The following is a 13,178-nucleotide window of genomic DNA, read 5'->3' as shown; positions in this document are numbered from 1 at the left end:
CGGGAGCCCGAGACCAAGGGTGGTTTCGAGACAGGCGCTGGCGCGCCTTCCTCAACCACCGAGGACGCCGCCCCGGAGACCACTCCGGTGGTTGAGGAAGGACGAAGTCCTGTCTCGAAACCACCGCGGCGACGTGCGGTCTACATCCTGATCGCGGTGATCGCGGTGCTCGCCCTGGTGGGCATCGGCGAGATCGTCTACCTGGCCCGCGACCCCGAGCCGACGGTGTCGGCCTCGCGTCCCGTCGTCACCGGCGACCTGAGCCACCGCGCCGCCGTCGAGGCGGCGGCCCGGTCGACCGAGCAGATCCTCTCGACGTCGTACCAGGACTACGACGGCCAGGTCGACAAGGCGACCGAGAAGATGACCGACACGTTCGCGAAGGAGTACCGCGAGACGGCTGAGGGCATCAAGGACGACTTCATCGCCCAGCAGACGAAGCTCCAGGTCAAGGCGGTCGCCCAGGGCGTCGTCCAGGCCTCGTCGGCGCAGGTCCAGGCGCTGCTCTTCCTCAACCAGTACGTCGAGAAGAAGCAGGACGGCCAGCCGAAGACGTCCTACGCGCAGTACCGCGCGCTGGTGACCGTGGTGCACACGGACCAGGGGTGGCTGGTCTCGAACATCGAGACCCGATGATCGGGTAGGGTCCGGCGAAACTAGAACAAGTTATAGTTGAGCCGGCCGCCCGAGAGGAGAAGGATCCCCGTCGTGCCTCCTTCTGAGAACGTGGACACCGACCTCCTGATCATCGGCGCCGGCCCGACCGGCCTCTTCTCGGCGTACTACGCCGGGTTCCGCGGGATGCGCGTCGCCGTCGTCGACTCGCTGCCCGAGCTGGGCGGCCAGATCACGGCGATGTACCCGGAGAAGCAGATCCTCGACGTCGCCGGCTTCCCGTCGGTCAAGGGCCGCGAGCTGGTCGAGGGCCTGGTCGAGCAGGCCGCGCTCTCCGAGCCGACCTACCTGCTCGAGCGCACCGCCTCGACCCTGGTCGAGGACGAGGACGGTGTGACCGTCGGCCTCGAGGACGGCACCACGGTGCGCGCCAAGGTCGTGCTGATCACCGCCGGCATCGGCAAGTTCAGCCCCCGGCCGCTGCCGGCCGGCGAGGGCTGGCTGGGCCGCGGTCTCGAGTTCTTCGTGCCGAGCTTCCAGCCGTACGTCGGCAAGGACGTCGTCATCGTCGGCGGCGGTGACAGCGCGTTCGACTGGGCGCTGCACCTGGAGCCGGTCGCGAGGTCGATCACGCTGGTCCACCGGCGCGACGCGTTCCGCGCGCACGAGCGCACCGTCGAGGCCGTGAAGGCCTCGCCCAAGGTGGACATCGTCACCAAGGCGGAGGTCTCGGCGATCCACGGCAACGGGACCGTCGAGTCGATCGACATCACCGTCGACGGCGAGCTGACCACCCGCCCCACCCAGGCGGTCGTCGCCGCGCTCGGCTTCATCGCCGACCTCGGCCCGATCCAGCAGTGGGGGGTCGAGGTGCAGAAGCGCCACGTGGTCGTCGACTCCTCGATGCGCACCAACCTGCGCCGGGTCTTCGCCGCAGGTGACATCACCGAGTACCCCGGCAAGGTCCGGCTCATCGCCGTCGGCTTCGGCGAGGCCGCGACCGCCGTCAACAACGCGGCCGTCGTGATCGACCCGACCGCGCACGTGTTCCCCGGTCACTCCAGTGAAGGAAGCTGAGGCAGCCATGAAGATCAAGATCGACTTCGACCTCTGTGAGTCCAACGCCCTCTGCGAGGCGATGGCTCCCGACGTGTTCGAGCTGGACGACGACGACTTCCTCCAGCTCAAGACGGAGGAGACGACCCCCGAGAACATCGACGCCGTCAAGCGCGCCGTGGCCGCCTGCCCGCGCGCTGCGATCTCCCTGGAGGACTGAGCTCACCTATGACGAACCCGACCACCTCTCTCGACGGCAAGGTCGCGATCGTGACCGGGGCCGGCGCCGGACTCGGCCGCGCCGAGGCCCTCGCGCTGGCCGACGCCGGCGCCCGCGTCGTGCTCAACGACCTGCCCGGCGGCGCCGAGGGCACCGCCGAGGAGATCCGCTCGCGCGGCGGCGAGGCCAGCATCGTCGCCGGTGACGTGGGGGAGCGGGCCACCGCCGACGCCATGATGGCCGCGGCCGTCGACGGCTTCGGCCGCCTCGACGTCGTCGTCAACAACGCCGGCATCACCCGCGACCGGATGCTCTTCAACATGTCCGACGAGGAGTGGGACCAGGTGATCCACATCCACCTGCGCGGACACTTCCTGCTCTCCCGCAACGCGGCGTCGTACTGGCGCACGCAGGCGAAGGAGTCCGGCCCCGTCGGCGCCAGCGTCGTCAACACCGCCTCCGAGGCGTTCCTGTCGGGCCCGCCCGGGCAGGCCAACTACGGTGCGGCCAAGGCCGGCATCGCCGCGCTCACGGTCTCCACCGCGCGCTCGATGGCGAGCAGCGGCGTCCGCGCCAACGCGATCTGCCCCCGGGCGCGCACCGCGATGACCGCCCAGGTCTTCGGCGAGGACCAGTCCGGCATGGACGTCGACCCCTACTCGCCCGAGCACGTCGCGCCGGTGGTCGCCTACCTCGCCTCCGACGCCGCGGCCAACATCACCGGCCAGGTCTTCGTCGTGTACGGCGGCATGGTGGCCCTCGTCGCGGCCCCGGTCGTCGAGGAACGCTTCGACAAGGCCGGCGACCTCTGGACCGCTGACGACCTCGACAAGCAGATCGGCGGCTACTTCACTGACCGCGACCCCGCCCATGGCTTCGCCGCCGACTCGATCATGAAGCTGAGGGCCTGAGGCATGAGCTCTGGGAACGGCCGTCTGGACGGCAAGGTCGCCATCGTCACCGGCGGCGCGATGGGTCAGGGCGAGGCGATCGTCCGCCACTTCGTCGCCGAGGGCGCCAAGGTCGTCATCGCCGACATCGCGAAGGAGCCCGGTCAGGCCCTGGCCGACGAGCTGGGCGCGGGGACGCACTTCGCCGACCACGACGTCAGCGACCAGGCCTCCTGGGAGCGCGTCGTCGAGGACACGAACGAGCGCTTCGGCCCAGTGAACGTGCTCGCCAACAACGCCGGCCTGCTCCGGTTCGGCGACATCGAGCGGATGCCCGTCGACGAGATCGAGCTGCTCTGGCGGGTCAACCAGCTCGGCTGCTTCCTGGGCATGCAGGCGGTCACCCGCACGATGCGCAAGAACGGCGGCGGCTCGATCATCAACGCCTCGTCGGTCGAGGGCCTCGCCGGGATGGCCAGCTGCACGGCGTACGCCGCGACGAAGTGGGCGATCCGCGGCATGACCAAGTGCGCTGCGATGGAGCTCGGCCCCAAGGGGATCCGGGTGAACTCCATCCACCCGGGCATGATCGACACCCCCATGACCCGCGTCCACGGCGGTGACGCGGCGATGGAGTTCGGTGCCTCCCGCGTGCCGCTGCGCCGGGTCGGCTACCCGGAGGACATCGCCCCGCTCTACGTCTTCCTCGCCAGCGACGAGTCGTCCTACATCAACGGCGCCGAGATCTCGATCGACGGCGGCGTCACCTCGACCCACGCCTTCGGGGGCTGAGCGATGGCCAACCAGCGCGGCCAGGTCGTCATGTCCGACGACGAGATCGCCGAGTTCCTCCAGCAGCAGCGCTCCTCGACGCTCGCGACCTACGGGCCGCAGGGCCAGATCCACCTGGTCGGCATGTGGTACGCCGTGATGGACGGCCAGATCTGGTTCGAGACCAAGAAGAAGGCGCAGAAGACCGTCAACGTGCGCCGCGACCCGCGCTGCTCGTTCCTCGTGGAGGCCGGTCACACCTACGACCAGCTGCGCGGCGTCGCGATCGAGGGCCAGGCGGTGGTCATCGAGGACGAGGACGTCGTGTGGGACGTCTGCGTCAACATCTTCGAGCGCTACAACGCGCCGTACACCGAGGAGATGAAGCCGTTCGTGGAGTTCATGGCCAAGAACCGCGCAGCCATCCGCCTCGACCCCGAGCGCACTCGCTCCTGGGACCACCGCAAGCTCGGCCTGCCCGAGATGGAGCTCGGCGGCTCGACCGCGCCGTACGTCGGGTAGCGGCGCCGCGGAGTCGCTCAGGTCGGCGGGCGGCCCGCCGATGGGCCGCGGGTGAGCCCCGCAGAGACCGTCGTGACCACCGCGGGCGTCGTGGTCCTGCTGGCGGTCGTGGCCCCCTTCACCAGGTCGCGCGAGCGCGACGAGGCGCTGCCGCTGTCGAGCGGGCCCGCCTACCTCCTGTACGCGTTGATCGGCGTCAACCTGGGCGTCCTCACGATCGGGGTCGCGGTGGCGGCAACGGCCACCTTCTTCGGGTGAGTCCGGCCGCCCTGGGCGCTGACTAGGATCGTGCGCGAAGAGCGCGCGAAGGAGGAGGGATGCCGAGCTCAGGCGCCGACTGGTTCGTCCAGCTGCTGATCTTCGTCCTGATCGCCTACCCGATCGTCGGCGGCCTGGCGTTCCTCGTCTCGAGCTTCTACTACCACGTCTTCTCGGAGCGCCGCGATCGTCCGCGCTACCTGGAGCACGGCGAGCCCTTCGTCACGATCCTGGTCCCGGCGCACAACGAGGAGGCGTCGATCGAGAGCACCGTGCGCTACCTCGAGACGATGCTCAACTACCCGTCGGACAAGTACGAGATCATCGTCGTCGACGACGCCTCCACCGACCGGACCGCCGAGATCCTGGCCTCTCTGCAGGGTGAGTACCCGGACCTGCGGGTCGTCTCGATCGTGAAGAACAGGGGCAAGGCGCAAGGCTTCAACGTCGCGCTGGCGTTCGCGCGCGGCGACTTCCTCCTCTCGAACGACGCGGACACCAGGCCCAACCCCGACGCGCTGTGGCAGTACCTGAGCTACTTCGAGCGCGAGGGCGGGCAGAACGTCGGGGCGGTCACCGGCAACATGCTGGCGGCGAACCGCACGACGCTCACCGCGGAGGCGCAACAGAACGAGCTGAACTCGATCATCGGGCTGATCAAGCGCTCGCAGATGTCGTACGGCGGGCTCTTCGCGTTCTCGGGGGCCAACACGATGTACCGCAGGCAGGCCGTGCTCGACGTCGGCGGCTGGCACGCGGAGCAGCCGACCGAGGACATCGCGATCGCGTGGGACATGCAGAGCGCCGGCTGGCGGGCGCTGTTCGCGGCGCACATCCGCTTCTTCCTCGACGTGCCGGAGCAGACCCGATCGCTAGTCAAGCAGCGGCGTCGCTGGTCGTCGGGAGGCATCTACGTCCTCGTGTCCAAGGGGCCGGCACTGCTGCGGCACCCGATCCGGCGCTGGCGGATGATGCCGATCGTGCTGGACTACAGCTTCAGCGTCTTCTGGAGCTTCCTCTACTGGATCAGCATGGCGCTCTTCCTGCTGACCCAGCTCCTCATGGCCGTGACGCAGAACTGGGAGCGGTTCTGGCACAACTGGTACATGGTCGGCATCTTCGTGGCCCTCCAGATGGTCATCGGGCTCGTCCAGCTGAGCGCCGCGTCGTACTACAACGACGGTGGCCGGACCCTGAAGTACATCCTCTTCGCGCCGGCATACATGCTCGTCTACTGGATGGTGAACACCTGGACCGTCGTGGTCGAGTTCGTGCCGACGGTCCGCAAGGTCTGGGAGCGCCGCGACGGCGGCTCGTGGAAGTCGCCGGAGCGCTCCGACAGCCTGCAGGGCACCCGCGAGGTGCACGGGAGGGAGCCGTCATGACGGACCGCCCCTCCTACGTCGTCCACGAGGTCTCGGAGAAGGACGTCACGGTCGAGTGGTTCTTCGGCCGCGGTCACGTCCGCACCAAGGTCTTCCAGGCGGTCTGGGTTCTGGTGAGCTGGTTCTTCGTCGTCCTCCCGGTCTTTATCACGGCCTCGTCGCTGCTGCACCGCGACGACGAGGGCGGGTGGTGGAGCTACCAGGAGGGCTTCGACATGTGGGACCGGACGGTGTTCCTGCTCGAGATCCTCTTCCTCGCCTTCGTCCTCATCTTCCTCGGCCTGCACCTCCTCGACCGCGTGTCGGCGCAGACACGCAACAGCCGTCGCGAGTACGACGAGCAGCGCCTCGCCCTGCGCCTCGAGATCGCCGAGACCTGGTACTCCGACAAGTACGGCCCGCAGGCCGACCGGGTGCTCCAGCGAGCGGTGCAGATCCAGCCCTACGGCGACATCGAGACCTACGAGCTGCGGGGCCTCTACCGGGCCAACGGGGTCGACTGATGCCGCTCTCGCCCGCCGACCAGGCGCTCGTCGCCGACATGAAGCAGCGCGAGCTGCACGTCAAGAGCAGGCAGCGCGCCGCCGACGCCATCCGGTTCGAGGTGCGCCGCTACCGGGCGGTGCTGACGGTGCTGGCGGCCCTCGGCGGTGGGGTCGTGGGTGCACTGATCTTCTTCGCGGTCGACAGCACGCTGCCGCGGCGACCGGACTGGTGGCGACCGCTGGCCGTCAACGTCGTCCTCGGTGCGATCATCGGCGTGCAGCTCGGCCGCAGCCTGCTGGGGACGGCGTGGGGACGGCGACGGCTGGCCCGCTACGAGGCGGGCCGACGGGCCAGGTTCACCAGCGAGCTGCACGCGGGCCGGCGCTGGCAGTCGTTCTACTACGAGGACGAGGACATCTCGCCGTACGTCCCGCAGATCCTCTACTTCATCGAGAGCGAGCAGCGCTTCGACTCGGTGCAGGCAGCGCTCGCCTTCGCGAAGGCGAACCGCCAGGACAGCACGACCTTCGCCGAGCGCGCCCGTGAGACCTTCGCCAAGGTCGCTGCGGCCACCAATGTCGTGGCCGTGTCGACCGTCGACGAGTCCGGTGCGGCGGCGAGCCGCGTGATGCGCTTCGTCCGGTCCGACCGGCCCGAGGTCTGGTACATCACGACGGCGCCCGAGGGCACCAAGGTCCACGCGCTCGACCGCGGGCGGATCGCGGTGCTCGCCGGGACGATGGAGTCGGGGGAGACGATCAGCAGCAACCGGGTCCGGGTCAGGCGGGTGCCGTCCGGCTTCGCCGAGGTCGCGGACCTGTACCGCGCGCAGGTGCCCGGCTATGTGGACGGGCTCACCGACGAGGAGCAGCAGCGCGAGCTGGTCTACGAGCTCACCCTGCTGTCGGCCAAGGTCGACACCTGGCTCGAGCGAGAGGTCGTCGAGTTCGAGGCGTAGCTCAGTCGCGGAGCAGGAGCTTGACCGCGACCTCGATCTGCTGGCCGGTCTCGGCGGCCGTCGAGCGCCCGGTGACCCAGCCGACGAGGGCGGAGAGCCAGACGTCGCCGATGACGCGCGCGATCTGGACGTCGTCCTCGGTGAGGGTGTCGTGACCCTCGGGGTACATCGCGCGGGTGAGCATCGTGGTCAGCAGCATGCCGACCTGGTGGATCTCCGCGGCGACGGAGGCGTCGGCGAACATGAACGCCCGGGTCAGGGCCTCGGTCAGCTTCGGGTCGCTCTGCATGCCGCGCGTGGTGCGCTTGAGCGTGTAGATCACCCGGTCCGCGGCGGTGTCACCCTCGACGGGCCGGTCGCGCAGCGCGGTCTCGGAGCGCTCGAACTCGCGCTGGAGGGCGGAGACGAGCAGGTGGATCTTGGACGGGAAGTAGCGGTAGAGCGTGCCGAGGGCGACGTCGGCCTGCTCGGCGACCCCACGCATCTGGACGGCGTCGAAGCCGCCCTCCGAGGCCAGCGCGATCGTGGCGTCGAGGATCCGCTTGCGACGATCGCGCTGCGCGGCCGAGCCGAGATCTTCGACTGCCAGCGAGTTGGCGCTGCTCACACGGACTCCCATGCAGGTTGACGTTCGGAACGACGTTGGTCCGCAGAGTCTAGAGAACCCCCGAGAGTCCCGTTGATTACGACCACTAGGCTAACTGTTCGTGGTCTAAAATAGGAACACGTTCCAGTTGGGCCGTTGAAACCGCTGAGGGCATCGTGTCCGAGTTGTTGAGAGATTGAGGTGCGGATGCGAGTCGCATTGCTGTCGTATCGAAGCAAGCCGCACTGCGGGGGACAGGGCATCTACATCCGCCACCTCAGCCGCGAGCTGGTCAACCTCGGCCACTCGGTCGAGGTGTTCTCGGGTCAGCCCTACCCCGACCTCGACCCGGGCGTCGAGCTGACCAAGCTGCCCAGCCTGGACCTCTACCGCGAGCCCGATCCCTTCCGGCTGCCCACGCTCAAGGAGTTCCGCGACCGCATCGACGTCGAGGAGTTCGCGACGATGTGCGCGGCCGGGTTCCCCGAGCCGAAGACGTTCAGCCTGCGCGCCGTCCGCGCCCTCAAGGACCGGGTCGACGACTTCGACGTCGTCCACGACAACCAGGTGCTCGGCTACGGCATGCTCGAGATCGAGAAGCTCGGGCTCCCGCTGCTGACCACGCTGCACCACCCGATCAGCTACGACCGCCGCATCGACATCGCCGCGACCCGGAACCCGTGGCGCAAGCTCACGCTCCGGCGCTGGTACGGCTTCGTGAAGATGCAGGCCGCCGTCGCGCGCCAGGCCCGCAAGATCCTCACCCCGTCCGAGACCTCGAAGCGCGACATCGCGAAGGACTTCGGCGTGGACCCGGCCCGGATGCAGGTCATCCTGCTCGGCGTCGACGACGCGTTCGTGCCCCCGACCAAGCCTCGGGTGCCGGGCCGGATCATGGCGATGGCCAGCGCCGATGCCCCGATGAAGGGCATCGCCACGCTGCTCGAGGCCTTCGCCAAGCTGCGCACCGAGCGTGACCTCGAGCTCTTCCTGGTCACCAAGCCCAAGGCCGGCGGCCGCACCGAGAAGCTCATCGACAAGCTCTCGATCGGGGACCACGTGCACTTCGTGCACGGCGTCAGCGACGCGGAGCTCGTCGAGCTGATGGGCAGCGCCGAGCTGGCCTGCGTGCCGTCGCTCTACGAGGGGTTCTCGCTCCCCACCGCGGAGCTGATGGCCTGCGCCACGCCGCTGATCGCGTCCGACGCGGGCGCGATCCCGGAGGTCGTCGGCCCCGACGGCCTGTGCGCCGACCTGGTCACGCCGGGCGACGTCGGCGAGCTCGAGGCCGCGATCGCGGCCCTGCTCGACGACCCCGAGCGCCAGGCGCGGTACGGCGCCGCCGGCCGTCAGCGGGTCGAGGAGCTGTTCAGCTGGCGAGCGGTGGCCGCGAAGGTCGCCGTCGCGTACGAGGAAGTGATCGCCCAATATCGGGCAGAGAACCGGCGTGAGCAGGAGGAGAGTTAAGTGCTGACCGTTGACTTCGACCGGCTGGGCCTGCAGCCCGGCGAGCGGGTGCTCGACATGGGTGCCGGCGGTGGCCGGCACGCGTTCGAGATGTACCGGCGCGGCGCCGACGTCGTCGCGTTCGACATGGACGCGGACGAGCTCGCCAACGTGCTCGAGGTCTTCGGTGCGATGAAGGAGCAGGGCGAGGTCCCGGCGGGGGCCTCCGCCGACATCAAGCAGGGCGACGCGCTCCAGCTCCCGTTCGCCGACGGCGAGTTCGACCGCATCGTGGCGGCCGAGGTGCTGGAGCACATCCACGCCGACGTCGACGCGATCACCGAGCTGGTCCGGGTCCTGCGCCCCGGCGGCACCCTGGCGATCTCGGTCCCGCGCTGGCTGCCCGAGGTCATCAACTGGAAGCTCTCGGACGACTACCACAACGCCCCGGGCGGCCACATCCGGATCTACACCGACCACGAGCTGGTCGACAAGGTCACCAAGGCCGGCCGCTACAACGACGGCACGCCCGGCAGCGCGATGATCTTCGAGGGCAAGGACTACGCCCACGGCCTGCACGCGCCGTACTGGTGGATCAAGTGCGCGGTCGGCGTCACCAACGACGACAACTTCTTCGCGCGGACCTACCACAAGCTCCTGGTCTGGGAGATCATGAAGCAGCCCAAGACGCTGGAGTACGCCGGCAAGGTCCTCGACCCGCTGATCGGCAAGAGCATGGTCCTGTACTTCCGCAAGCCGGACGTCGCATGACGGACCCCCTCGCGCAGCTCCCGTACGTCGACGGCATCCTCACCGCCGAGCAGGTCGCGGCGACAGCGGCGTCGATCGTCGCCATGCAGGAGCCGTGCGGGGCCGTGCCGTGGAGCGTCGGCGAGCACGTCGACATGTGGAACCACGTCGAGGCCGCCATGGCGATGCTCGTCGGGGGCGAGGTCGAGGCCGCCGAGCGTGCCTACGCCTGGATGCCGACGATGCAGCGCGCCGACGGCTCGTTCCCGATGAAGATCGTGGACGGCGAGCCCGAGGACGAGCGCGGCGACGTCAACATGACGGCCTACCTCGCGGTCGGCATCTGGCACCACTGGCTGGTGCGCCGCGATATCGCGTTCGTCCAGCGCTTCTGGCCCACGGTGCGCTCCGCGCTCGACTGGGTCGTGTCGCTGCAGACCTCGTGGGGCGGCATCCACTGGACCCCGGTCGACGACTTCTGCCTGCTGACCGGCTCGTCCAGCATCTACCAGTCGCTGCGCGCGGGCGTCGCGCTCGCCGACCTGCTCGACGACCCCCAGCCCGAGTGGGAGCTCGTCGGCGGCCGCCTCGGCCACGCCGTACGCGAGCACCGCGACCTCTTCGAGGACAAGTCGGCGCACTCGATGGACTGGTACTACCCGGTCCTCGGCGGCGCGGTCCGCGGCCGGGACGCCTTCGAGCTGCTCGAGAGCCGCTGGGACGAGTTCGTCCGGCCGGGGCTCGGCATCCTCTGCGTCGACACGAACCCGTGGGTGACCGGCGCCGAGACCTGCGAGCTCGCGATGGCGCTCGACACGCTCGGCGACCACCGCCGGGCGCTGACGCTGATCCAGGACATGCAGCACCTGCGCGAGGACGACGGTCGCTACTGGACCGGCTGGGTCTACGGCGACGAGGCGGAGGTCGTGCCCGAGGGCGAGCCGCGCAACGTCTACTGGCCGGTCGAGTACACGTCGTACACCGCCGCTGCGGTGATCCTGGCGATCGACGCCCTCGGCGAGGTCGCCGGGCACAGCACGGCCGGCTCCGGCATCATGCGCGGCACCTCGTTGGCGCCGCACTTCGCCGAGCTCGGCCTCGAGTGCGGCTGCCCCTCAGCCGACAGCGTCCCCAGCGTCCCCTGAGGTCCGGCGCAGCACCCGCATCGAGCCCAGGGCCTCCACCTCGGTGAAGGCGCCGCTCTCGAGCGCGCGCAGGAAGACGTGGTACGGCGGCTGCCCGCCGTCGGCCGGGTCCGGGAAGACGTCGTGGATGACGAGCAGCCCGTCCGGCATCAGCCAGTGCGCCCACCCCGTGTAGTCGTTCTGCGCGTGCTCCTCGGCGTGCCCGCCGTCGATGAAGAGCAGCGACAGGGGAGTGCGCCAGTGCGCCGCGACCGTGGTGCTCCTGCCGACCACCGCGACGACCTGGTCCTCCAGGCCGGCGAGCGCGATGTTGCGGCGGAAGACCGGGAGGGTGTCCATCAGTCCGAGCTCCGGGTCGACCAGGGACGCGTCGTGGTGCTCCCACCCGGCCTGGTTCTCCTCCGAGCCGCGGTGGTGGTCGACGGTGAAGAGCGTCCCGCCGACCTCGCGCGCGGCGGCGCCGATGTAGATCGCGGACTTGCCGCAGTAGGTGCCGACCTCGAGCGCCGGCCCGTGGGGGAGCCGCGCGCGGGCGTGGCGGTGCAGCAGCTGGCCCTCGTCCTCGGGCATGAAGCCCTTGGCGGCCAGTGCGTGCTGGACGAGGTCGGCGGGCATCGCGTCGGTCACGGGGTGACCCTAGGGCACGCTCGACGCCGCCTCTTCGAGGCCCCGGGCCAACGCGTCGACGGCGGCGACCAGCTGCTCGTCGGTCGGCGGCCGCCCCGACTTCCGCTGCGGCCCGACGTCGAGGACCGCCGCCAGGCGCAGCTCGTACTCGCCCACGACGACGTGCACCACCCGGGTGCGCAGCGGGTCGGACCTGGTCGCCGGGATGTCGATGACGTACGCCGGACCGGGGTCGGTCGACAGCTCTTCGACCGCCGTGCCCTTCGGGTAGCGGTGGGCGATGTGCTGCTCGAGGACCTTCTGCGCGGCGGCTGCGTCCGGCGCCACCCGGACCTCGAGCACCGCGAAGGTCGAGGTCGTCTGGGCGCTGCCCGTGCGCAGCGTGCCGGAGCGCTCACAGCTGTTGACCGCCGCGTTGGACCAGGGGTCGTGCCGGATCACGGACGTGTCGACGACGACCGGCTCGGGCAGCGGCGCCTCGAGTGCCTCGAACTCCGTGTCGCCGAGCACGCGGCAGGCCTCGACGTACGGCGTGCCCCCGACCGTGCCGCTGACACGGTCGGTGGTCGGCACCGGCCCGGAGACGGCGGTCCCGTCGGCGAGGTGCTGGTCGACGATGCGGAGCACCTGCTTCATCAGCCCGACCTGACGGGCGACGCCTGCCTCGGTCAGGGGCCGGGGGGAGGCCAGCCCGCCGTCGGTGGCGTAGCGGACCTCGACGATGAGGTCGTCCGCGGTGACGAGGAACGAGCGCTCGTCCGGCACGTAGAGCAGGCGCCCCTGGGTCCCCTGGACGCGAACGGCAGCGGCCGGTCGTTTCGTCGGTCCTCGCCCCGTGCTCCGGAGCAGTGTCGTCAGCCGACGCTGGACGAGCGCCGCGGAGGGGAACTGGGACACGACCACGTCGAGCTGGTGGCCCGCGACGTCGTCGAACCAGTGGGTGCAGCGGGTGGTGAGACCGCCGTACGCGAAGACGCTCGCGCCCCTGAGCTCAGCGGTCGTCGGCGTGCGGTCGAGGTACTGCTGACGGACGTAGCCCTGCGCCCCCGACGGCCCGAAGACCCGCGCCACGTCGGCGGGCGCGACCAGCCGGCAGGCGTAGACGAACGGCTGGTCCCACACGGTCACACCCGTGTCCGCCGGCGCCGCCGACGTGGACGGGCTCGAGGTCGGGGTCGGAGTCGGGGTCGGGGTCGGGGTCGGGGAGGCTTCGCCGAACGCAGGGCTCGGGGTGTCCTGCGGGGCGTCGGTGCCTCCCGACTGGGACATGACGCCGCCGACCGCGATGCCGACCGCGATGACCACCAAGGTGACGAGGACGATCAGCTCGTCACGACGACCCCGGTCACTCACGGACAGGAGATGCCCCGCTGGATGCGTGGGCAAACGGTGGCCCGTCCGGTTACGATCTAGAACGCGTTCTAGATTTCGAGGAGCCTGCGAACGCGGCTCTCAACCACCGC

16 protein-coding genes are annotated in these 13,178 nt (G+C 69.9%); 13 read left to right on the top strand and 3 right to left on the bottom strand.

Annotation, left to right across the window (positions count from 1 at the left end; genetic code table 11):
* The first annotated feature begins 156 nt into the window (after positions 1-156).
* The 10 genes from ASC77_RS02000 to ASC77_RS01955 all read left to right on the top strand — a co-directional run bounded on the left by ASC77_RS02000 (position 157) and on the right by ASC77_RS01955 (position 7,161).
* A complete protein-coding gene (locus ASC77_RS02000; RefSeq protein WP_056148192.1) occupies positions 157-636 on the top strand; it encodes a hypothetical protein in 480 nt (159 codons plus the stop codon).
* A gap of 72 nt (positions 637-708) precedes the next feature.
* Positions 709-1,692: an NAD(P)/FAD-dependent oxidoreductase gene (locus ASC77_RS01995; protein WP_056148189.1), complete on the top strand. Its 984-nt coding sequence runs from the start codon at positions 709-711 to the stop codon at positions 1,690-1,692.
* Between the two features lie 7 nt (positions 1,693-1,699).
* Complete coding sequence (locus ASC77_RS01990; RefSeq protein WP_056148186.1) at positions 1,700-1,891, top strand: ferredoxin; 192 nt, start codon at positions 1,700-1,702, stop codon at positions 1,889-1,891.
* 8 nt (positions 1,892-1,899) lie between these two features.
* Complete coding sequence (locus tag ASC77_RS01985) at positions 1,900-2,802, top strand: 3-oxoacyl-ACP reductase (RefSeq protein ID WP_056148183.1); 903 nt, start codon at positions 1,900-1,902, stop codon at positions 2,800-2,802.
* 3 nt (positions 2,803-2,805) lie between these two features.
* Complete coding sequence (locus ASC77_RS01980) at positions 2,806-3,573, top strand: SDR family NAD(P)-dependent oxidoreductase (protein ID WP_056148180.1); 768 nt, start codon at positions 2,806-2,808, stop codon at positions 3,571-3,573.
* A gap of 3 nt (positions 3,574-3,576) precedes the next feature.
* Complete coding sequence (locus tag ASC77_RS01975) at positions 3,577-4,074, top strand: pyridoxamine 5'-phosphate oxidase family protein (RefSeq protein WP_056148177.1); 498 nt, start codon at positions 3,577-3,579, stop codon at positions 4,072-4,074.
* Between the two features lie 51 nt (positions 4,075-4,125).
* Positions 4,126-4,332, top strand: coding sequence for a hypothetical protein (locus ASC77_RS01970; RefSeq protein ID WP_056148174.1), 207 nt, complete (start codon positions 4,126-4,128; stop codon positions 4,330-4,332).
* Positions 4,333-4,391: 59 nt separating this feature from the next.
* Positions 4,392-5,717, top strand: a complete 1,326-nt coding sequence (locus tag ASC77_RS01965; protein WP_056148171.1) for a glycosyltransferase — start codon at positions 4,392-4,394, stop codon at positions 5,715-5,717.
* Positions 5,714-6,220 carry a hypothetical protein gene (locus ASC77_RS01960; RefSeq protein WP_056148168.1) on the top strand — a complete coding sequence of 169 codons (507 nt, stop codon included), beginning with the start codon at positions 5,714-5,716 and terminating at the stop codon, positions 6,218-6,220. The genes ASC77_RS01965 and ASC77_RS01960 overlap by 4 nt, the downstream gene beginning before the upstream one ends.
* Positions 6,220-7,161 (top strand): pyridoxamine 5'-phosphate oxidase family protein, encoded by a 942-nt coding sequence (locus ASC77_RS01955; protein ID WP_056148165.1) that lies wholly within the window; start codon positions 6,220-6,222, stop codon positions 7,159-7,161. Before ASC77_RS01960 ends, ASC77_RS01955 begins: the two co-directional genes overlap by 1 nt.
* A 1-nt stretch (position 7,162) precedes the next feature.
* On the opposite strand, the gene ASC77_RS01950 is transcribed toward ASC77_RS01955, so the two are convergent.
* The gene (locus ASC77_RS01950; protein WP_056148162.1) at positions 7,163-7,780 is read right to left on the bottom strand and encodes a TetR family transcriptional regulator; all 618 of its coding nucleotides are present in this window, start codon (positions 7,778-7,780) and stop codon (positions 7,163-7,165) included.
* 174 nt (positions 7,781-7,954) lie between these two features.
* Between ASC77_RS01950 and ASC77_RS01945 the strand changes: the two genes are divergently transcribed.
* The 3 genes from ASC77_RS01945 to ASC77_RS01935 are packed head-to-tail and all read left to right on the top strand — an operon-like array spanning position 7,955 to position 11,088.
* On the top strand, positions 7,955-9,214 hold the full coding sequence (locus ASC77_RS01945) for a glycosyltransferase family 4 protein (protein ID WP_056148159.1): 1,260 nt from the start codon (positions 7,955-7,957) through the stop codon (positions 9,212-9,214).
* The gene (locus tag ASC77_RS01940; protein ID WP_056148156.1) at positions 9,215-9,964 is read left to right on the top strand and encodes a class I SAM-dependent methyltransferase; all 750 of its coding nucleotides are present in this window, start codon (positions 9,215-9,217) and stop codon (positions 9,962-9,964) included.
* On the top strand, positions 9,961-11,088 hold the full coding sequence (locus ASC77_RS01935) for a hypothetical protein (protein ID WP_056148153.1): 1,128 nt from the start codon (positions 9,961-9,963) through the stop codon (positions 11,086-11,088). The genes ASC77_RS01940 and ASC77_RS01935 overlap by 4 nt, the downstream gene beginning before the upstream one ends.
* Here ASC77_RS01935 and ASC77_RS01930 read toward each other — a convergent pair.
* Both ASC77_RS01930 and ASC77_RS01925 read right to left on the bottom strand, forming a co-directional pair.
* On the bottom strand, positions 11,059-11,715 hold the full coding sequence (locus ASC77_RS01930) for a class I SAM-dependent methyltransferase (RefSeq protein ID WP_235547394.1): 657 nt from the start codon (positions 11,713-11,715) through the stop codon (positions 11,059-11,061). The genes ASC77_RS01935 and ASC77_RS01930 overlap by 30 nt on opposite strands.
* A gap of 9 nt (positions 11,716-11,724) precedes the next feature.
* Positions 11,725-13,068 carry a hypothetical protein gene (locus ASC77_RS01925; RefSeq protein ID WP_056148149.1) on the bottom strand — a complete coding sequence of 448 codons (1,344 nt, stop codon included), beginning with the start codon at positions 13,066-13,068 and terminating at the stop codon, positions 11,725-11,727.
* Positions 13,069-13,178 lie beyond the last annotated feature (110 nt).

Origin of the sequence: Nocardioides sp. Root1257 (assembly GCF_001425175.1) — a bacterium.
Taxonomy (GTDB): domain Bacteria; phylum Actinomycetota; class Actinomycetes; order Propionibacteriales; family Nocardioidaceae; genus Nocardioides.
The sequence above is the reverse complement of the archived record's forward strand: the minus strand, read 5'-3'. Positions and strand labels throughout refer to the sequence as shown.

Excerpts from the sequence above, each read along its gene's own strand:
- ASC77_RS01990 (WP_056148186.1), top strand. The coding sequence starts at position 1,700 with ATGAAGATCAAGATCGACTTCGACCTCTGTGAGTCCAACGCCCTCTGC.
- ASC77_RS01985 (WP_056148183.1), top strand. The coding sequence starts at position 1,900 with ATGACGAACCCGACCACCTCTCTCGACGGCAAGGTCGCGATCGTGACC.
- ASC77_RS01980 (WP_056148180.1), top strand. The coding sequence starts at position 2,806 with ATGAGCTCTGGGAACGGCCGTCTGGACGGCAAGGTCGCCATCGTCACC.
- ASC77_RS01975 (WP_056148177.1), top strand. The coding sequence starts at position 3,577 with ATGGCCAACCAGCGCGGCCAGGTCGTCATGTCCGACGACGAGATCGCC.
- ASC77_RS01965 (WP_056148171.1), top strand. The coding sequence starts at position 4,392 with ATGCCGAGCTCAGGCGCCGACTGGTTCGTCCAGCTGCTGATCTTCGTC.
- ASC77_RS01960 (WP_056148168.1), top strand. The coding sequence starts at position 5,714 with ATGACGGACCGCCCCTCCTACGTCGTCCACGAGGTCTCGGAGAAGGAC.
- ASC77_RS01955 (WP_056148165.1), top strand. The coding sequence starts at position 6,220 with ATGCCGCTCTCGCCCGCCGACCAGGCGCTCGTCGCCGACATGAAGCAG.
- ASC77_RS01950 (WP_056148162.1), bottom strand. The coding sequence starts at position 7,780 with ATGGGAGTCCGTGTGAGCAGCGCCAACTCGCTGGCAGTCGAAGATCTC.
- ASC77_RS01945 (WP_056148159.1), top strand. The coding sequence starts at position 7,955 with ATGCGAGTCGCATTGCTGTCGTATCGAAGCAAGCCGCACTGCGGGGGA.
- ASC77_RS01935 (WP_056148153.1), top strand. The coding sequence starts at position 9,961 with ATGACGGACCCCCTCGCGCAGCTCCCGTACGTCGACGGCATCCTCACC.